The 19,781-nt window shown below is 62.7% G+C and carries 17 protein-coding genes and 1 tRNA gene; 15 read left to right on the forward strand and 3 right to left on the reverse strand.

Going from position 1 to position 19,781, the window contains the following annotated elements:
* Window positions 1-188 precede the first annotated feature (188 nt).
* The 11 genes from IE166_RS03460 to IE166_RS03510 all read left to right on the forward strand — a co-directional run bounded on the left by IE166_RS03460 (window position 189) and on the right by IE166_RS03510 (window position 12,964).
* Window positions 189-1,223: a cysteine synthase A gene (locus tag IE166_RS03460; protein WP_189501626.1), complete on the forward strand. Its 1,035-nt coding sequence runs from the start codon at window positions 189-191 to the stop codon at window positions 1,221-1,223.
* The gene (locus IE166_RS03465; protein ID WP_385964366.1) at window positions 1,223-1,960 is read left to right on the forward strand and encodes an alanyl-tRNA editing protein; all 738 of its coding nucleotides are present in this window, start codon (window positions 1,223-1,225) and stop codon (window positions 1,958-1,960) included. Before IE166_RS03460 ends, IE166_RS03465 begins: the two co-directional genes overlap by 1 nt.
* A 4-nt stretch (window positions 1,961-1,964) precedes the next feature.
* Complete coding sequence (gene sseA, locus IE166_RS03470) at window positions 1,965-2,816, forward strand: 3-mercaptopyruvate sulfurtransferase (protein ID WP_189501628.1); 852 nt, start codon at window positions 1,965-1,967, stop codon at window positions 2,814-2,816.
* Window positions 2,813-3,385 (forward strand): GNAT family N-acetyltransferase, encoded by a 573-nt coding sequence (locus IE166_RS03475; protein ID WP_189501630.1) that lies wholly within the window; start codon window positions 2,813-2,815, stop codon window positions 3,383-3,385. The genes sseA and IE166_RS03475 overlap by 4 nt, the downstream gene beginning before the upstream one ends.
* A 105-nt stretch (window positions 3,386-3,490) precedes the next feature.
* A tRNA-Cys gene (locus IE166_RS03480) sits at window positions 3,491-3,564 on the forward strand.
* Window positions 3,565-3,633: 69 nt separating this feature from the next.
* The gene (locus IE166_RS03485; protein WP_189501632.1) at window positions 3,634-4,308 is read left to right on the forward strand and encodes a protein-L-isoaspartate O-methyltransferase family protein; all 675 of its coding nucleotides are present in this window, start codon (window positions 3,634-3,636) and stop codon (window positions 4,306-4,308) included.
* 288 nt (window positions 4,309-4,596) lie between these two features.
* Window positions 4,597-5,958 carry a TolC family outer membrane protein gene (locus IE166_RS03490; RefSeq protein WP_189501634.1) on the forward strand — a complete coding sequence of 454 codons (1,362 nt, stop codon included), beginning with the start codon at window positions 4,597-4,599 and terminating at the stop codon, window positions 5,956-5,958.
* Between the two features lie 191 nt (window positions 5,959-6,149).
* Complete coding sequence (locus IE166_RS03495) at window positions 6,150-6,830, forward strand: PopZ family protein (RefSeq protein ID WP_244641309.1); 681 nt, start codon at window positions 6,150-6,152, stop codon at window positions 6,828-6,830.
* Between the two features lie 121 nt (window positions 6,831-6,951).
* Window positions 6,952-9,855, forward strand: coding sequence for a valine--tRNA ligase (locus IE166_RS03500; protein WP_189501638.1), 2,904 nt, complete (start codon window positions 6,952-6,954; stop codon window positions 9,853-9,855).
* 114 nt (window positions 9,856-9,969) lie between these two features.
* On the forward strand, window positions 9,970-11,808 hold the full coding sequence (gene ilvD, locus IE166_RS03505; protein WP_189501640.1) for a dihydroxy-acid dehydratase: 1,839 nt from the start codon (window positions 9,970-9,972) through the stop codon (window positions 11,806-11,808).
* 337 nt (window positions 11,809-12,145) lie between these two features.
* Entirely contained in the window at window positions 12,146-12,964 is an 819-nt protein-coding gene (locus IE166_RS03510) for a tetratricopeptide repeat protein (RefSeq protein WP_189503221.1), read from the forward strand.
* 56 nt (window positions 12,965-13,020) lie between these two features.
* Here IE166_RS03510 and purB read toward each other — a convergent pair whose 3' ends face one another.
* From purB to IE166_RS03525, 3 genes are read right to left on the reverse strand one after another with little or no spacing between them, the layout of a single operon-like run.
* Complete coding sequence (gene purB, locus IE166_RS03515; protein ID WP_189501642.1) at window positions 13,021-14,322, reverse strand: adenylosuccinate lyase; 1,302 nt, start codon at window positions 14,320-14,322, stop codon at window positions 13,021-13,023.
* A 51-nt stretch (window positions 14,323-14,373) separates the two neighbouring features.
* Entirely contained in the window at window positions 14,374-15,390 is a 1,017-nt protein-coding gene (locus IE166_RS03520; RefSeq protein ID WP_189501644.1) for a P1 family peptidase, read from the reverse strand.
* Window positions 15,387-16,472 (reverse strand): branched-chain amino acid ABC transporter substrate-binding protein, encoded by a 1,086-nt coding sequence (locus IE166_RS03525; protein ID WP_244641310.1) that lies wholly within the window; start codon window positions 16,470-16,472, stop codon window positions 15,387-15,389. The genes IE166_RS03520 and IE166_RS03525 overlap by 4 nt, the downstream gene beginning before the upstream one ends.
* A gap of 126 nt (window positions 16,473-16,598) precedes the next feature.
* Here IE166_RS03525 and IE166_RS03530 point away from each other — a divergent pair, with 126 nt between their 5' ends.
* The 4 genes from IE166_RS03530 to IE166_RS03545 are packed head-to-tail and all read left to right on the forward strand — an operon-like array spanning window position 16,599 to window position 19,780.
* Window positions 16,599-17,096 (forward strand): flavin reductase, encoded by a 498-nt coding sequence (locus IE166_RS03530; protein ID WP_189501659.1) that lies wholly within the window; start codon window positions 16,599-16,601, stop codon window positions 17,094-17,096.
* Between the two features lie 22 nt (window positions 17,097-17,118).
* Entirely contained in the window at window positions 17,119-17,451 is a 333-nt protein-coding gene (locus IE166_RS03535) for an XdhC family protein (protein ID WP_189501661.1), read from the forward strand.
* A gap of 2 nt (window positions 17,452-17,453) precedes the next feature.
* A complete protein-coding gene (locus tag IE166_RS03540) occupies window positions 17,454-18,149 on the forward strand; it encodes an XdhC family protein (RefSeq protein ID WP_189501662.1) in 696 nt (231 codons plus the stop codon).
* Window positions 18,146-19,780: an NTP transferase domain-containing protein gene (locus IE166_RS03545; RefSeq protein ID WP_189501664.1), complete on the forward strand. Its 1,635-nt coding sequence runs from the start codon at window positions 18,146-18,148 to the stop codon at window positions 19,778-19,780. The genes IE166_RS03540 and IE166_RS03545 overlap by 4 nt, the downstream gene beginning before the upstream one ends.
* Window position 19,781 lies beyond the last annotated feature (1 nt).

Consider the following 19,781-nt stretch of genomic DNA (forward strand, 5'->3'; position numbering starts at 1 on the left):
GGGCCCTGCGAGAAAGAGTTTCCACAATCAGCCGTGTGACGCGAACGGAAGCGGGTGAAAACCGTTTCGCTTCCATGCGGGCGTGGAACCTATTTCCTTGGGCGGGCTCCGCGATAAAACAACCGTTCTTGCAACCGGGCGCGCCGCTTCTTAAGCTCACCCAGAAATCAGACATCAGTGAGGACAGCATGGATCGCTCCGTACTCGACGCGATCGGCAACACGCCGCTCATTCGGCTCAAGCGCGCGTCGGAAGAAACCGGCTGCGAGATCTGCGGCAAGGCCGAGTTCATGAATCCAGGCCAGTCCGTGAAGGACCGCGCCGGGCTGTTCATCATCCGCGACGCGGAAGAAAAGGGTCTGCTGCAGCCGGGCGGGGTGATCGTGGAGGGCACGGCCGGAAATACCGGCATCGGCCTGACACTGGTTGCGAAAGCGTTGGGTTATCGAACGGTGATCGTGATCCCGGAAACGCAGAGCCAGGAAAAGAAGGATGTGCTGCGCATCCTCGGGGCCGAGCTGATCGAAGTGCCGGCGGTGCCCTACAAGGATCCCAACAACTACGTGAAGCTTTCCGGCCGTCTCGCCGAGCAGCTTGCGCGCACCGAACCGAACGGCGCGATCTGGGCCAACCAGTTCGACAATGTCGCGAATCGCGAAGGGCATATCCGCACCACGGCCGAGGAAATCTGGCAGCAGACCGGCGGCAAGGTGGACGGATTTGCCTGCGCGGTCGGCAGCGGCGGCACGCTGGTGGGCGTTTCCATGGGCCTGAAAGCGCACAACCCCGCGATCAAGATCGGCCTGGCCGATCCGATGGGCGCGGCTCTGTACAGCTTCTACACCGAAGGCAAGTTTGCGTCCGAGGGCAGCTCGATCACCGAAGGCATCGGGCAGGGCCGCATCACCGCCAATCTGGAAGGTTTTGCGCCGGACTTCCCGTACCAGATTGAAGACAGCGAAGCGCTTCCGATCATCTTCGACCTGATCGAGGAAGAGGGCCTGTGTCTCGGCGGCTCGACTGGCATCAACATCGCCGGTGCGATCCGGCTGGCGCGCGATCTCGGCCCCGGCCATACGATCGTGACGGTGCTGTGCGATTACGGCTCGCGCTACCAGAACAAGCTGTTCAATCCCGACTTCCTGCGCTCCAAGAACCTGCCCATCCCCACCTGGATGGAGAAGAAGTCGGCAATCGACGTGCCCTTCGAGGCTGTCAGCTGATGCCGGTGACGCAGGCTCTGTTCCGCGATGATTCCTATCTCGCGGAAGCCGATGCGACCGTGCTTGCGGTCACGGATGATGGTGGGATCGTTCTGGATCGCACCATCTTCTACGCGACCTCTGGCGGCCAGCCAGGCGATACTGGTTCGCTGACGCGCGAGGACGGCACGATGGTGCCGATCGCAACCACGATCACCGGCGAAACCAAGGAAGACATCATCCATGTCCCGGCGGAAGGCACACCGGCGCTGGAGGTGGGCGATCATGTGCATCTGGCGATCGACATGGAGCGTAGGCTCAAGCTGATGCGCATGCACACGGCCTGCCATCTGCTCACGACCTTCTGCCAGTTCCCCGTGACTGGTGCTGCCGTGTCGGTGGACGATTCGCGCGTCGATTTCGACATGCAGGGCGAAACCATCACCAAGGAAGAAGCGACGGAAAAGCTCATGGCGCTGGTGCGCGCCGATCATCCTGTGTTCATCAGGATGATTTCGGAGGAGGAACTCGCCGCCAACCCCTCGTTGGTGAAGTCAAGAAATGTCCGCCCGCCAACGGGCACCGGACAGATCCGGCTTGTCTGCATCGGCGTGGATGCGAGCATCGACAGCCAGCCTTGCGGCGGCACGCATGTGCGCTCCACAGGCGAGATCGGTGAAATCCATATCGGCAAGATCGAGAAGAAGGGGCGCGAGAATCGTCGTCTCCGCCTTCGCTTCGGTCCATTGGAAGGATAGGCCTATGAGCGAACAAGAAAACTTCGTCGTCACGCCGGACTGGCTGCAGGACAATCTCGATACGCCGGGTGTCACGATCATCGACGGGTCCTGGTATTTGCCTGCGCAGAACCGTGATCCGAAGGCCGAATACGACGCCGCGCACATTCCCGGCGCGGTGTTCTTCGATCACGAGCAGGTGGTCGAGCCATCCAGCAAGCTGCCGCATACTTTGCCGTCGCCGGAAGATTTCGCCCGCATCATCGGCACGGCCGGCATTGCCGCAGACGACACGATCATCGTTTATGACGGCCCCGGCCTGTTCACTGCGCCGCGTGTTTGGTGGATGTTGCGCACCTTCGGTGCCAAGGATGTTCGCATCCTCGAAGGCGGCTTCGACAACTGGAAAGCGGCCGGCCGTCCGGTGACGGACGAGCTGACGCCAGTGGCGCCCTGCGTGTTCCATGTCGATCCGCACCCCGAGCGTATCGCGTCTTTCGAAGACATGATGGGCATCGTCGAATCAGGCGAACGGCAGATCGCCGATGCCCGCCCTGCCGGGCGCTTCACAGGCAAGGACCCCGAGCCGCGCGAAGGCATGCGCAGCGGCCACATGCCCGGGGCGCACAGCCTGCCTGCCTTGTCGCTTGCACGTGACGGCAAGCTCCTGCCGGCCGACGAACTGAAGGCGAAAATCGAATCGGCCGGGCTCGATCTGGAAAAGCCGGTCGTGACGTCCTGCGGCTCCGGCATCACGGCTGCCGTGCTGTTCCTCGCGCTGGAATCACTCGGCAATAAAGACGTCAAACTCTATGATGGCTCTTGGAGCGAATGGGGTTCGCGTTCAGACACCCCCATCACCACAGCTGAGGCATGAAGCACTTGTCTCAGGAGGCCCAGGACGCGATCCCGGTTACCGTGACCTTCCTGGAAATGTTGCGGCCGCCTTCGTCTTACCCGCGCATGCCTGCAAACAAGCAGCTCGCTTTGCTGCGGGCGCGCGACATGCCGCTGCATTATTACCGATACCTGATGGATCGCGTCGGCCGCAAATGGCACTGGGTCGCCATGCTTCGGCTGTCGGACGGGGACCTTGAAGCCTATCTGCGGGCGCCGGGCCGCGACATTCGCGTTGTTTATCTGGACGGCGCACCCGTTGGCTTCTTCGATCTTCATGCACAGGCGCCGGACTTTGTGGATCTCGCCTATTTCGGCATGATGAGCGAGGCGATCGGGCAGGGGCTTGGACGGTGGTTCCTCGGTGCGGCGATCGAAGCCGCCTGGTCTTATCAGCCCAAGCGCGTGATCGTGCAGACCTGTACGCTTGATCATCCCGCGGCCCTGCCGCTTTACCAGAAGCTCGGCTTCAATCCGATCGGCCAGACGGCAAGTGTCATCCAGCCGCTTTCGGAGGCTGAAAGAGCCGCGGCGATCTTCAGCGCCTGAGGATTGTCTCTGCGGCAACAGCGAAAGCTGCGGGGAACCGCAACAGGTGCTTGACGGCGCGGGGGGTGACACCTATTGAACCGCCCTGTGCGAGGCGCGCGTTGAGGCCTCGTGGCGGAGTGGTTACGCAGAGGACTGCAAATCCTTGCACCCCGGTTCGATTCCGGGCGAGGCCTCCACCCGCGGCTCGCACATCTCAGAAATGGCGGATCCGCTTCTTGGACGCCCGAATGTCTGCAAGGTCTGCGATGAGCGTCGATTTCGCTACCCAGCGGTTGAGAATGGTGGATGGGCAAGTGCGCACCACCGATGTGACCAGCCTGGAAATCATCGATGCGATGCTCGCCGTGCCGCGCGAGGACTTCGTTCCCGCCCGCAAGCGCGCACTGTCCTATATCGACGAAGATCTCGAGATTGCACCGGCAATCGGCGGCAATCCGGCGCGTTTCCTGATGGAAGCCTCGCCCTTCGCCAAGATGGTGCAGATGGCGGACATCCGCGCAAACGACTTCGTTCTGGATGTTGGCACCGGAACTGGCTACAGCGCTGCGATCCTGTCGCGTCTGGCAAGCTCTGTTGTTGCGCTGGAAAGCGATGCGACCCTTGCCGAGCATGCCACATCGGCCTTGCAGCATCTCGGCTATGATAATGTCGCCGTCGTGACCGGCACCTTGAACGAGGGCTACCCGTCGCAGGGCCCTTACGACGTCATCGTCGTGGAAGGTTCGGTGGACGAGGTGCCGCAGGTTCTGCTCGATCAGCTGAAAGATCACGGTCGGCTGGTTGCTGTTGTTGGTCGCGGTAATTCTGGCTCGGCGCGGCTATATGTTCGCGAAGCGAAGGCTGTTTCCGGCAGGCCCGTGTTCAATGCAGCCGTTCAGCCGCTGCCCGGCTTCGAGAAGCCGAAGGCTTTTCAGTTCTAGGCGTTTTCAGGTTCAGCTGAGATCGGCCACCGGCGGTTGCAGGTGATCGGCACCTGCACTTGCATCTGTGAGATCATTGCACAGCGCTTATGGTAAGGTTCTATGGAACCGTGCCCTTGCTGCAACAACAGCTGCAGCATTTATGATCGAACCCTTAACCTCGCTTTGACATTCTTGCGCAACCGCGGGTGGAAGGTATAGCCCTATGCATCGTGGACGACTGCATATTCTGAGTCCATCGTCGGCAGGTCGCGGCCATTTGGTCTAGCCGTCAATCAGTGAGGGCGCGTGTCTATTTTTTCCAAAAGTTTGTTCGCCGCATTGCTCTCCACGAGCGTGGCATTTTCTTCCGCTGCCTTCAGCGAGTCCCTGACGGGCGCGCTGGCAAAGGCTTATGAATTTAACTCGCAGCTGAATTCCGCGCGTGCCGGTGTGCGCGTGACGGATGAAGGCGTTGCTATTGCAAAGTCCGGTTACCGCCCGGTTGTCGCGGGGTTTTCCAACTACTCTTTGGCCCGCCAGTCGGGGTTTCGCCTGCAGACGGGCGGCTTCGGCGTATCGGTGTCTCAGACGCTGTTCGACGGCTTCCAGACCCGGAACAACGTCCGTGCGGCCGAATCGCAGGTGTTCGCCCAGCGCGAAGCCTTGCGCAATTCGGAAATGAACATTCTGCAGAACGCCGTGACGGCCTATATGGACGTCATTCGCGATCGTCGCGTTGCAGCACTTTTGCAGCAGAACCTGGCCTTCCTTGAGGAGCAGGTTCGTGCGGCGAACTCCCGCTTCGAAGTAGGCGAGGGTACGCGCACCGACGTGGCGCAGGCTGATGCAACGCGTGCATCGGCAGTTGCCCAGCTCGCGGCTGCTCGCGCGCAGGCGCTGTCCAGTGCGGCGACCTATCGCCAGGTCATCGGTTCCGAACCAGATGGTTTGACCGCTGCGGCGCCGATCACCAAGCTTCTGCCATCGACGCTTGATCGTGGCATCTCGACTGCGCTGCTGGTTCATCCGGCAATCAAGTCGAACCTGCATGTGGTTGATGCCACCGAGTTCACCGTTAAAGCGGCTGAAGGCGCTTTGCTGCCGCAGTTGTCGGCAGAGGGCACGGTTCAGCGCAGCTATCGCGACTCGAGCCCGAGCACGACCCAAGACGGCGAGACCGATGCGGCCAGCGTCGGATTGCAGCTGAACATCCCGATCTATAACGGCGGCCGCACTTCCGCGACCGTTCGGCGGAACAAGGAGCAGGTCGGTCAGGCACGCATCGACGTCGATGTCAGCCGCGACCAGGTTCGTCAGGCCGTGACGGCTGCATGGACGCAGTACATCGCGGCTCAGCAGTCGATTGCCGCCAACCGCGAACTGGTGTCTGCGGCGCAGCTCGCTTTGTCCGGCGTTCAGGAAGAGCTGAATGTCGGTCAGCGCACAACGCTCGACGTGCTGGATCAGCAGGCCGACGTGATCACCGCGCAGGTCAATCTCGCGAATTCCGAGCGTGACGCCGTGGTGGCGAGCTACGCAATTCTCAGCGCCACCGGTCAGCTGTTTGCTGACAAGCTCGGCCTGAAGGTCGCAGCGCACGATCCCAAAGAGCACTACAATGCTGTGAAGGATAAGTGGTTCGGTTTGCGCACGCCGGACGGGCGCTAAGCCGGACCTTAAGCCGTGGGACTTGCGCGCAAATGCTGTGCGCAAGTCTCTTCATCCCGGTTTCGGGATTCACCGTTTCTTGAGGTTCGTTTACGCTCAACCCATTGATTCGGTGGCCTGGTTGCTGCCGATTGCGATGAGGCGGCGGTGTGACCATGGCGCAAGCAAACAGTGTTCAGCGTGAACCCTCCATGGAGGAGATTCTCGCCTCCATTCGCAGGATTATTGAAGACAGCGATACTGCGCGCCCTGCCAATGATGGGGCAGTGGCGGAGACTGCTGCGCCCTCCGAACCAGCCGAAGTTGCTGATATCGAGACGATGCGGCTTGGTGTGCGCGAGGCAGCGTCCCAGCCGCGTCCGGCACCCCAGATCGATCATGCCGCTATCGAACAAGCAAGCCTGCTGCGCGACCGTCGCATCGCCGAGGAACTTCGTCCGAGCCTTGCCGCGGTTCCGCTTTCGGCGCGTGTAGCGGCCGAGCCGGCTGCAGTCGCGCCATCGCCTGCCGCACCGGCCGCCGAACCAGTTGCATCCGAGCCAACCAGCGCGAGCGCCGAACCTGCCATCCAACAGGATCCCATGCTGACCTTTGAGGATCTGCTCGAAGACGAGATGAATGCAGCGCCGGAGGCTGCGCCTGTCAGCCCGCTGCCTTCCATCATTTCCGACCGAACCGGCCGCCAGGTTGCCGCAGCTTTCGGGGAACTGTCGGAAGCCTTTGCGGCGACGCGGCAGAAGAGCTTCGACGAAATGGCGGAAGCCATGCTGCGTCCAATGCTGACGGATTGGCTCGACAACAATCTGCCGACCTTGGTGGAGCGCCTTGTGCGCGAAGAGATCGAGCGGATCGCCAGGGGTCCGGCTCGCTGAAGCGCTGGGCGGTCGAAAATTCCACCGTTGGTTGACTTGGCTGAAAGCTTGGCGTTTTAACCGACGCCAAGATCAGCGGCCGTCAGGCGCGCTGCGTTGATTCAGCAGGTTCGGTAATCCCATGCTAGAGAAAACCTACGACTCGAAGTCCGTCGAGCCGCGCATCGCGAAACTTTGGCAGGAAGCGGATGCGTTCCGCGCTGGCGCGGGCGCGAGTGAAGGCGCCGAGCCTTTTACCATCGTCATTCCACCGCCCAACGTCACCGGCTCGCTCCATATGGGGCACGCGCTCAACAACACGCTGCAGGACATCATGGTCCGCTTCGAGCGCATGCGCGGCAAGAATGTGCTGTGGCAGCCGGGCATGGATCATGCCGGCATCGCGACGCAGATGGTGGTGGAGCGCAAGCTGGCCGCTGAGGGACAGCCAAGCCGCCGCGAGCTTGGCCGCGACGCCTTCATCGACAAGGTCTGGGAATGGAAGGATGAGTCCGGCGGGCTGATCTTCAACCAGCTTCGCCGTCTAGGCGCCTCCTGCGACTGGTCGCGCGAGCGCTTCACCATGGATGAAGGCCTGTCGCGCGCCGTCGTTGAAGTGTTCGTCTCGCTCTACAAGGACAACTTGATCTATCGCGGCAAGCGGCTGGTCAACTGGGACCCGAAGTTCGAAACCGCGATCTCCGACCTTGAGGTGGAGAACCGCGAAGCCGACGGCCATATGTGGCACTTCAAGTATCCGCTGGCCGGCGGCGAGACCTACACCTATGTCGAGAAGGACGCCGACGGGGTCGTCTTGCTGACCGAAGAGCGCAACTACATCGCGATCGCGACTACGCGTCCGGAAACCATGCTGGGCGATGGCGCCGTGGCCGTGCATCCGTCGGATGAGCGCTATGCGTCGATCGTCGGCAAGCTGTGCGAGATCCCGGTCGGCCCGAAGGAACATCGCCGTCTGATCCCGATCATCGCCGATGAATATCCCGATCCCACCTTCGGCTCGGGTGCGGTGAAGATCACCGGGGCGCACGACTTCAACGATTACCAGGTCGCCAAGCGCAACGACATTCCGCTGTACCGTCTGATGGACGGCCAGGCACAAATGCGCGCCGATGGCGAGGAGTACGCACGCGAATCGCAGCGCGCGATGGAAATCGCGCGTTCCGGCGAGCTGCCGAGCGAGTCGGAAGTCGACGGCATCAATCTCGTGCCGGAAGAGTATCGCGGTCTGGATCGCTACGAGGCCCGCAAGCGCATCGTCGATGCCATCAATGCCGACGGTCTGGCCGTGACGCGGCTCGATGAGGAAGGGAATGCCGTTCCTTATGTCGAGGCCAAGAAGATCATGCAGCCGTTCGGCGACCGCTCCGGCGTCGTGATCGAACCGATGCTGACCGACCAGTGGTTCGCCGACGCCAAAACCCTTGCGGAACCTGCCATCGCGTCGGTGCGCGAGGGTCGCACCAACTTCGTGCCGAAGAACTGGGAAAAGACCTATTTCGACTGGATGGAAAACATCCAGCCCTGGTGCATCTCGCGCCAGCTTTGGTGGGGTCACCAGATCCCGGCCTGGTATGGTCCCGATGGCACGGTCTTCGTCGAGAAGGACGAGGAAGCGGCGCTCGATGCGGCGGTTCAGCACTACCTCGCGCATGAAGGTCCATGGAAGGCCTGGGTGCAGGAGCGTCTTGAGAATGCGGAGCCAGGCTCGATCCTGACCCGCGACGAGGACGTTCTCGACACTTGGTTCTCGTCGGCCCTTTGGCCGTTCTCCACGCTTGGCTGGCCGGACGACACGCCGGAACTCGCAAAGCACTACCAGACCGACGTTCTCGTGACCGGCTTCGACATCATTTTCTTCTGGGTCGCCCGGATGATGATGATGGGTCTTCACTTCATGGATGAAGAGCCGTTCCACACGGTCTATGTTCATGCGCTGGTTCGCGATAAGAACGGCGCGAAGATGTCGAAGTCCAAGGGCAACGTCATCGATCCGCTCGAACTGATCGACGAATACGGTGCGGATGCGCTGCGCTTCACGCTGGCGATCATGGCCGCGCAGGGACGCGACGTGAAGCTCGATCCGGCACGTATCGCCGGCTATCGCAACTTCGGCACCAAGCTGTGGAACGCGACGCGCTTTGCCGACATGAACGGCGCCAAGCGCAACGACGCGTTTTGGCTGGCCGACGCCAAGCTGCCGGTTAACCGCTGGATCCTGACCGAGCTGACCCGCACGTCGCGCGAGATCACCGATGCGATCGAAACCTACCGCTTCAACGAGGCGGCCGGTTCGGCCTATCGCTTTGTCTGGAACCAGTTCTGCGATTGGTACCTCGAACTGTTGAAGCCGGTCTTCATGGGTGAAGACGAAGCGGCCAAGGCGGAAAGCCAGGCGGTTGCGGCCTTCGTGCTGGACGAGATCTACAAGCTGCTGCATCCGTTCATGCCGTTTATGACAGAAGAGCTGTGGGCGCATACGGCGCGTGAGACAGAGCGCTCGACGCTGTTGTGCCATGCGGAATGGCCGGCTCCGTCCTTCGAAGACGCGGATGCTGCCGCCGACGTGAACTGGCTGATCGATCTGGTGAGCGGCATCCGTTCGGTGCGCTCGGAGATGAACGTGCCGGCAGGCGCTACGGCACCGATCGCCGTGGTGGATGCTTCGGCTGAAACCAAGGCTCGTTTTGCGCGGCATGAGAGTGCGGTGAAGCGGCTGGCCCGCGTCAGTGACTTCGCATTTGCCGACACCGCGCCGGGGCAGTCCGCTCAGTTGGTGCTCGGCGAAGCCACGATCTGTCTGCCGCTGGGCAGCCTGATCGATGTCGGCGCCGAAACCGCTCGCCTGACCAAGGAGATCGGCAAGGCAACCGCCGAGATCGAGCGCATCGACAAGAAGCTGTCCAACGAGAAATTCGTCGCCAATGCGCGCGAAGATGTCGTGGAAGCCGAGCGCGAAAAGAAGGCGACCCTCACGCAGGACGTGGAAAAGTTGACCGCGGCCCTTCAAAGGGTCCAAAACACCTGAGCCGCATGATGAAGTTGCGGGCATTTGGCACGCGACTTCATCAAATCGCCCTTAAGTCATGCGAGCGCCCTTCAGACCTCGGAGGCGGGGTCGCTAAAAAGACGGACCTAGACCATGCCTGCTTATCGCTCCCGCACCACCACCCACGGTCGCAACATGGCCGGCGCTCGCGGCCTTTGGCGCGCGACAGGCATGAAGGACAGCGATTTCGGCAAGCCCATTATTGCCGTGGTCAACTCGTTCACGCAGTTCGTGCCGGGCCACGTCCATCTGAAGGATCTCGGTCAGCTTGTTGCCCGCGAGATTGAAGCGGCCGGTGGTGTCGCCAAGGAGTTCAACACGATCGCCGTCGACGACGGCATCGCGATGGGCCATGACGGCATGCTGTATTCACTGCCGTCGCGCGAGCTGATCGCCGATAGCGTGGAATACATGGTCAACGCGCATTGCGCCGACGCCATGGTCTGCATTTCCAATTGCGACAAGATTACGCCGGGCATGCTGATGGCTGCGATGCGGCTGAACATTCCCGCGGTCTTCGTGTCAGGCGGCCCGATGGAAGCCGGCAAGGTGGTGCTGCAGGGCAAGGAACATGCGCTCGACCTGGTCGATGCCATGGTGGCTGCGGCGGACGACCGTGTGTCGGAAGAAGACGTGAAGGTAATCGAGCGCTCGGCTTGCCCGACCTGCGGCTCGTGCTCGGGCATGTTCACCGCCAACTCCATGAACTGCCTCACGGAAGCGCTCGGCCTGTCGCTGCCGGGCAACGGCTCGACGCTGGCCACCCATGCCGACCGCAAGCGCCTGTTCGTCGAAGCCGGCCACTTGGCCGTAGATCTCTGCCAGCGCTATTACGAGCAGGACGACGACAGCGTGCTGCCGCGCAACGTCGCCAACCGCAAGGCGTTCGAGAACGCCATGACGCTGGACATCGCGATGGGTGGTTCGACCAACACCGTGCTGCACATTCTGGCGACGGCGCATGAAGGCAAGATCGACTTCACGATGGACGACATCGACGCGCTGTCGCGCCGCGTGCCGGTTCTCTGCAAGGTCGCGCCGGCCAAGAACGATGTGCATATGGAAGACGTCCACCGCGCCGGCGGCATCATGGCGATCCTTGGCCAGCTCGACAAAGCGGGCTTGATCAATCGTGACAGCCCGACCGTGCATAGCGGCACCATCGGCAATGCGATCGACCGCTGGGATATTTCGCGCACCACGCAGGACAATGTCCGCAACTTTTATATGGCGGCTCCCGGCGGTGTGCCCACGCAGACCGCCTTCAGCCAGGATCGCCGCTGGAACGACCTCGATCTCGACCGCGAGACCGGCGTCATTCGCAGCGCCGAGCATCCATTCTCCAGGGACGGCGGGCTGGCCGTGCTCAAGGGCAACATTGCGTTGGATGGCTGCGTCGTGAAGACGGCTGGCGTCGACGAGTCCATCCTCAAGTTCACCGGGCCGGCCAAGGTCTATGAGAGCCAGGATGCGGCGGTGAAGGCGATCCTCAGCAATGAGGTGAAGGCGGGCGATGTCGTGGTCATCACCTATGAAGGCCCGCGCGGCGGTCCCGGCATGCAGGAAATGCTGTATCCGACCAGCTACCTGAAATCGAAAGGCTTGGGCGCGGCCTGCGCCCTGCTGACCGATGGCCGTTTCTCAGGCGGCACGTCGGGCCTTTCGATCGGCCACGTTTCGCCGGAAGCAGCCGAAGGCGGCTTGATTGGGCTCGTTCGGGAAGGCGACCAGATCGCAATCGATATTCCGAACCGCACGATCGACCTTCTGGTGGATCAGGCGGAACTCGATCAGCGCCGGGCCCAGCAGGACCAGTTCGGCTGGAAGCCGTCGCAGAAGCGCAAGCGCCAAGTCTCCGATGCCCTTCGTGCCTACGCGCATTTCACCACGAGTGCCGCCCGAGGCGCTGTTCGCGTGGTTCCCGAAGAGTAAAGATCTCCGCATATTAGAAGAAGGGCCGCAGCAATGCGGCCTTTCTGCTTTCTGGCCTGTAAAACCCTCGTGCTCATCTCGTTGCGATTCAGCAACACTCCTTTGACCAACCTCGTCTATACCTGCTGCCGGGGAACACACGCCCATTTCCTGCCATAAACCCGGCGCACCTCGGAACCTGTTCGATCGTGCAAAGGGGGCTTGGCTCGATCGGCGTATGCCGCACTTTGCGGCCGGGGTAGGTATGAACGCACGAGTAGTATCAGGGTTGTGTTTTGCGCATTCGGGTGCGGCTCATGCTGCTGTCCGCATGTCCGCTTCGACCTTTGCGTCAGTGATGAACAAGCGGCCGCGCAGGGTACCTGCGGGCGCGACGCGGGCATTCCTGCTCGCGGCGGCGGTTGCTTGCGGGTCCTTTGCCGGAACGGGGACGGCACGCGCTTTGGACGAGAAGAAGGTGGTTGAGCCGGGCTCAAGCCCGTGGGCCGTCTTCAAGTTCGGCTTTTCCGCTTACAAGAGCGGCCACAAGGACCAAGCCGTCGAAGCCTATCGCTATGCCGCCGAAAACGGCCAGATCGGCGCTCAGTGGAAACTGGCGCGCATGTATGCCGAAGGCGACGGCGTCGGCCGCGACGATTACCAGGCCTTCAAGTTCTTCTCCGAGATCGCGCGCCAGGAAGTCGAGCCCGGCAGCCCGGAAGACACCTACATCTCGGACGCACTGGTTGCGCTCGGCCGCTACCTGAAGTCCGGCATTCCCGGCAGCCCGGTCGATGCCGACCTTTCGGCGGCCAATGATTATTACATGCGTGCCGCCGCGACCTATCGCAATCCGGACGCGCAATATGAAGTCGGCAAGATGTATCTGCAGGGCGATGGCGTTCGCTCGAACATCCGTCAGGCCGGACGCTGGCTGCAGCTTGCAGCCGAAAAGGGCCATGCCGGCGCGCAGGCCACGCTGGGCAATCTGCTGTTCCACAGCGGCAAGGTCACGCGCGGACTGGCGATGATGACGGCCGCTCTTGAGCGCGCCGCGCCGACGGACCAGCCCTGGATTCGCGGCATGCAGGAAGAGGCGTTCGCGCTTGCCGACGAACGGGATCGTCGCAATGCGATCCTCCTTGCGCAGGACATGCTGACCAAGGGTTCACGGTAGAAACAAAGAGCGGGCTTTGACCCGCTCTTTTCTTATCCGGTCCGTGCGTCCGGCTTTCAGCCGAACACGCGCTTGAAGACCGTGTCCACATGCTTGGTGTGGTAGCCGAGATCGAACTTCTCGCGGATCTCTTCTTCCGACAGCGCCGCCCGCACTTCCGTGTCGGCCAGAAGCTCTTCCAAGAAGTCAGCGCCCTTTTCCCAGACCTTCATCGCGTTGCGCTGCACGAGGCGATAAGCGTCCTCGCGGCTGGTGCCGGCCTGGGTGAGTGCCAGAAGCACGCGCTGGCTCATCACCAGTCCCTTGAACTTGTTCATGTTCTTCAACATGTTCTCAGGGTAGATCACCAGCTTCTCGACCACGCCGGCAAGGCGGTTCAGCGCGAAATCGAGCGTCACGGTCGTATCCGGGCCGATGGCGCGCTCGACGCTGGAATGGCTGATGTCGCGCTCGTGCCAGAGCGCCACATTTTCCAACGCAGGCACGACTGACATGCGCACAAGGCGGGCGAGGCCCGTCAGGTTTTCGGTGAGCACGGGGTTGCGCTTGTGCGGCATCGCGGACGAGCCCTTCTGACCAGGCGAGAAGAACTCTTCCGCTTCCAGAACCTCGGTGCGCTGCATGTGACGGATTTCAATCGCGACATTCTCGATCGAGGAGGCGATGACGCCAAGCGTCGCGAAATACATCGCATGGCGGTCCCGCGGGATCACCTGCGTGGACACAGGTTCGGCGGTCAGACCCATGGCCTCGGCGACATGCTCTTCGACACGCGGATCGATATTGGCGAATGTGCCGACGGCGCCGGAAATCGCGCAGGTGGCGATTTCTTCGCGCGCGGCCAGGAGCCGTACCTTGTTGCGGTTCATCTCGGCATAGAAGCGCGCGAAGGTGAGACCCATCGTGGTCGGCTCGGCATGAATGCCGTGGCTGCGTCCGATGCGAACACTGTCCTTGTGTTCGAAAGCGCGGGCCTTCAGCGCGGCAAGGACTCGGTCGAGACCGGCAAGCAGAATGTCGGTGGCGCGCACCAGCTGGATGTTCAACGTCGTGTCGAGCACGTCAGACGAGGTCATGCCCTGATGGATGAAGCGCGAGTCCGGGCCGACGAATTCCGCGAGATGGGTCAGGAAGGCGATGACGTCATGCTTGGTGACGGCCTCGATTTCGTCGATCCGGGCGACGTCGAAGGTGGCCGCGTTGCCTTTTTCCCAGATGGTCGCGGCAGCTTCCTTCGGGATGACGCCGAGTTCGGCCAAAGCGTCACACGCATGCGCCTCGATCTCGAACCAGATCCGGAACTTGGTCTCAGGCGACCAGATCGAGACCATTTCCGGACGGGAATAACGCGGGATCATGCGGGACCTCTTGGAAGCAAAAGCGGGCTCTACCAGAGTGCGCCGCGTGGCTCAATGTTGGCCGTACAAGCGTCCCCAACTCGGCATGAGGTCACCGGCAGCTTCGGTAGCCGCATGAACGCCGCGTGCGATTGCCCGCGCCATGGTGGATGCGGCGGCGGCGTAGAACGCGATGGCGTCTTCAGGCGTGACGGGAGAGGTCTCGGCACCGGTCGCAAGCGCAAACACGAGATCGCCATCCATGGGCGTATGCGACGGCCAGATTGCACGGGAAAAGCCGTCATGCGCCGCAATCGCCAGCCGCTTGGCGGATGCCTTCGTGAGCGCGGCGTCGGTGGCGATGATGGCGATCGTGGTGGCTTCCACCGGCTGCGGATCGCGGAACTTCAGGCGCACGGCACTGGCATCGGCGGGCAGGGGCTGCGGGTAGGGCACGCCAGCGAACTCGCCGTTCATCTCGAAGGGTGCCGCCCAGAATGCGCCGCGGTCGCCGACCGTCACACCACCCATCGCGTTCACTGCGACCAGCGCTGACACCGTGTGGCCACTCGGCAGAACAGTGGAAGCGGAACCGAGGCCACCTTTGAGGCCGGCGGTGAGGCATCCAATGCCGGCTCCGGCCGTACCGAGCGCGAAGTGGTCCGACGCGTTCTGTGCGGCCTCGTAGCCGAAGTCGCGATAGGGCGGGTAGCGGCCCCAATCCTTGTTGCCGCCATTGGCAAGGTCGAACAGGATCGCTGCTGGAACGATCGGGACCACGGCGTCGCGCACCTGGAAGCCGATGCCCTGTTCACGCAACGCGGCCTGCACACCCGACGCGGCATCAAGGCCGAAGGCCGAGCCGCCGGAAAGCACCAGCGCGTTGATCGTCTCGACGGAATTATGCGGCTCGAGCAGATCGGTTTCGCGCGTGCCCGGCGCACCGCCAAGCACTTGAACGGCGGCAACGGAGGGTTGGTCGCAGATCACCACCGTCGTGCCCGAGTTCAGGCCGAGATCACCCGCATGGCCGACGCGCAGCCCTGCAACATCCGTGAGCAGGTTACGCGGGCCGGGGCGGAGGGTCACGGGTTCAACCCTACGAACTGCGAGCCGTCGAAGCGGTAGAGGCGGTATAGATTGGCGGCGAGATCGCCTTTTTCGCTGAAGCGAATTGTGCCAATCGCAGTAGAGAAAGTTTCGGTGTCGATAATGCTGCGCGGGGGCTCGCCCTTGGCTTTCGCATCCGCAATCGCCTTGGCTGCAATCTCGATTGCGGCGTAGCTTGGCATGACATAGCCGTCCGGCTCGATGTTCGCGGAGCGAAGCTGCAGCAGCGTCTCCGTGGTGGCTTCCGTGGACCAGTCCGGCGGCGCGATCATCAGCGTGCCGACGGCAGGCGTGGTGTTGACGGTGGCGGCCCGCAGAGCCTCGCCGCCGGCAAGAATGAGATCGTAATCGATTTGCTTGGCGTCGCGGCCCATGATCGCGACATCCTCGCGATCGCCGCCAACGAACACATGCGTGGCACCGGCGCGCTTCAAGCGACCGATCAAGCCGACCTGGTTCTCCAGCTGCGGCCGGTAGGTGTCGACGAAGACCGGCTTCAAACCGGTTGCTTCGGCAGCGGCGCGAAAACTTTCCGCGAGATTGCGGCCATAGATCGTACCGTCGTCCACGATGGCAAACAGCGCTTCGCGCCACAGCGGCAGCAGCAAGGTGGCAAGCGCCTGCTCCTCCGCATCATCGCGCGGTGCAATCCGGTAGATCGGCCAGCCGGTCTTTTCGCGGGTGTCCGTGAGGCTGTTGATGCGCACGCCGGGCGTGAGGACCGGAATGCCGGCTTGCGAAAGGATGGGCATCGCGGCGTTGATGGCATCCGTGCACAGGAAGCCGATCACGATGTCTGCTTTCGCTTCGACGAAGCGCTGCGCGGCGGCCGTTCCGCCTTCGGCCGTGCACAGGTCATCCTGAACGTCGAGCGTGATCGGGCGATCGGTGATTGTCTTTGCCGCAGCCTCGGTGCCTGTGCGCAGTTGCTGGCCGAGCAAGGATGAGGAACCGGAAAGCGGCGCGGCGAGGCCGATGATATCGGCGCGCGCGGGTGTCACGGCAGCAACGGCGCTGATAGAGAGGAGGCCGGTCAGGAGATGGCGGATTCGACGGGGCAAGGTCATGTCCAAAGGCTTGGCACCTCCCTCAGCCCTAAAGCCTGGCTTGGCCGCGTGCAACTGCCTGCCCACAGCTTGCACCGCGCAAGCGGCCGCCTATATCGCCGGAGAAGGATTGGATACCCCGTGCTGAAGCAGAACAAGGTTGAACCCGGCGACTACCGCGAGGCGATGAGCCTGTTTGCGGGTGCTGTTCATGTCGTGACCACCGACGGTGCGGCCGGACGGCGCGGCACGACGGTGATTGCCGCTTGTTCGGTGTCGGACAGCCCGCCGACGGTTCTGGTTTGCCTCAACCGCGCCAGCGCGACGAACGACCTGTTTGTGAAAAACGACGTGTTTGCGTTGAACACGCTGAGCTCTGAACAGATCGACGTATCGCATGCGTTTTCCGGCCTCACCGGCTTGTCGCAGGACGAGCGCTTCGCGAGCGCGGAGTGGGATACGATCGAGACGGGTGCACCATCGTTGATCGGTGCGCTCGCGACCTTCGACTGCCGGATCATCGAAGCCAAGGATGTCGCCACGCATCGCATCCTGTTCGGCAAGGTGACCGGACTGCGCGTCGGCGAAAGCCGCGAGCCGCTGATCTATCACGGCCGCACCTATCGCGCGCTGGGCTGAGCGGACGCTGAGGAGCAAACCCATGAACCCGCCGGAAAATCACCGCACCGATCCGCTCGACATCGCTGCTGCGTGGAGTGCTGAGGGCCGGCAGATCGCGCTTGCGACCGTTGTGGAGACGTGGGGTTCTGCGCCGCGCCAGGCCGGCAGCCAGTTGGTAATCGATGCGGAAGGGAACTTCGAGGGCTCGGTGTCGGGCGGCTGCGTCGAGGGTGCTGTGATCGCGGAAGCCGTGGATGTGATCGCGTCGGCCAAGCCGCGCATGTTGGAATTCGGCGTGGCTGACGAAACCGCCTGGCGCGTCGGCCTATCCTGCGGCGGCCGCATCAAGGTCTACGTCGAGCCGTTGGCCTGATCGTGGAACGCGCGCTGCTCCTTAGCCTGAACGAGGAACGCCGCGCGCGGCGGGCCGCGATCGTCGTGACCGATCTGGAGACTGGGAGCGGACGGCTGGTTCGCCAGGCTGAGGCTTTGCAGGACCCGCTTGATGAAGCGCTGCGCGAAGGTTTTCGCTCGGGCAAATCTCGGCAGATCGAGAGTGACGGGCGCACGTTTTTCCTGAACGTCCATCTGCCGTCTCCAAGGCTGGTAGTGATTGGCGCGGTGCATATCAGCCAGGCGCTGGCGCCGATGGCGAGGATCGCGGGTTTCGAATTGGACGTGATCGATCCGCGTACCGCCTTCGCGACCCCGGATCGTTTCGCAGGCTCGAACCTTCATGCCGATTGGCCGCAGGAAGTTCTTGCGCGACAACCGCTGGATGCCTTCTGCGCCCTTGCTGCGCTGACGCATGATCCGAAGATCGACGACTTTCCCTTGCAGGCGGCGTTAGAGGCTGGCTGCTTTTACGTCGGTGCGCTGGGGAGCCGTAAGACGCATGCGAGACGGCTCGAGCGTCTGGCAGCGAACGGAGTGCCCGAGGACAAGCTTCAGAAGATACGCGCGCCCATTGGCCTCGATATCGGTGCCTCCAATCCCGCGGAAATTGCGGTGGCTGTGCTTGGCGAGGTTATCGCCGCCTTGCGGGGCAAAGGCCCAGGCGCGGCCGGATGAAGTTCGGGCCCGTTCCTGTGCCAAGGGCGGAAGGCGTCGTGCTCGCGCATGCGGTGAGCGCGGGTGCGCTGCGGTTCAAGAAGGCGCATCGGTTGTCCGCCGGGGATGTTGAGGCGCTTGCACAAGCTGGTGTGCCAACGGTGGTCGCTGCCACGCTCGATCCTGATGATCTTGGAGAAAATGAAGCCGCTGCGCGCGTGGCCGCTGTTATCGGTGGCGACAACTTAGAGATCCGCGACGCCGGCACCGGGCGCGTCAACCTGCATGCCAAGGCCGCTGGCGTTTTCATCGTCGACAAGGCTTCGATCGATGCGATGAACAGCGTCGATCCCGCCGTGACGGTGGCGACGCTGGCACCCTTTGCGGCTGTGCGCGCCGGCCAGATGGTCGCGACGGTGAAGATCATCCCGTTTGCTGTGTCGACCGGCATTGTGGAAGCTGTTGTGGCTGAGGTGGGCGACGCCTCGCCGCTGAAGGTGGCATCGTTTCGTGCAGCACGCGTAGCTCTCATTCAGACAGAGCGGGCAGGGCTGAAGACTTCCGTGCTCGACAAGACTGCCGTGGTGACTCAGGCGCGGCTTGATCGTTCCGGCAGCCGCATCATCCGCGAAGAACGAATTGTACACCATGCCGGGAGGTTGGCGCAAACACTTCGTGCGGTGGTTGATGAGTGTGATTTGATCCTGATCTTCGGTGCTTCGGCGGTGAGCGACGCGCATGACGTTATCCCAGCCGGCATTCGCACGGCGCGGGGTGTCGTGAAACGAGTCGGCATGCCGGTCGATCCAGGCAACCTGCTTGTGCTCGGCGAGCTGGAGGGCGTGCCGGTGATTGGCGCGCCGGGTTGTTCGCGCAGCCCTAAGGAGAACGGATTCGACTGGGTGCTGGATCGCATACAGGCTGGGCTTGAGGTGACGGATCGCGACATTGCGAGCATGGGCGTCGGCGGGCTTCTAGGCGAGATCGCCACGCGGCCGGCACCGCGCGAACGGGCACAGCGCGATGATGAGCCGAGCGAGCGACTTCCAGGTGGGAAGAGCGTGCACGCCATCGTTCTTGCTGCTGGTCGGTCCAGCCGCATGGGCGGTCCCAACAAGCTGCTCGCGCACTTCGATGACGAGCCGCTGATCCGCCGTGTGGCATCGCGCGTTCTGGCCAGCGGTGCCGCGAGCGTCACGATCATCACGGGACATCAGGCCGACCTCGTCACGTCTGCGCTCACCGGTCTGCCGGTCAACATCACCCACAATCCCGCTTATGCGGACGGCATGGCAGGTTCGCTGCAGGCCGGTATGTCGACGCTTCCTGCGGATGCGTCCGGCGCTTTGGTGGTGCTGGGCGATATGCCAGAGGTCGAGACGGCCGACCTCACGCGCATGTTGCAGGCTTTTGACGCGCAGGACAGAACCGCCATCGTACGGGCAACGAACCAGGGCAAGCGCGGCAATCCGGTCATCCTGCCGCGCGGATGCTTCCCGGAGATTGCCGAGCTTCATGGCGACACGGGCGCGCGCGCCATCATCGAGTCGGGCACGTATGAAGTCATCGATGTGGAGCTGGGCCAGGCGGCCAGTGTCGATGTCGACACACCGGCCGCCCTTCAAGCAGCGGGCGGTGTTCTAGCGGGATAAG

This window comes from Tianweitania populi, from assembly GCF_014652875.1.
Taxonomy (GTDB): Bacteria; Pseudomonadota; Alphaproteobacteria; order Rhizobiales; family Rhizobiaceae; genus Tianweitania; species Tianweitania populi.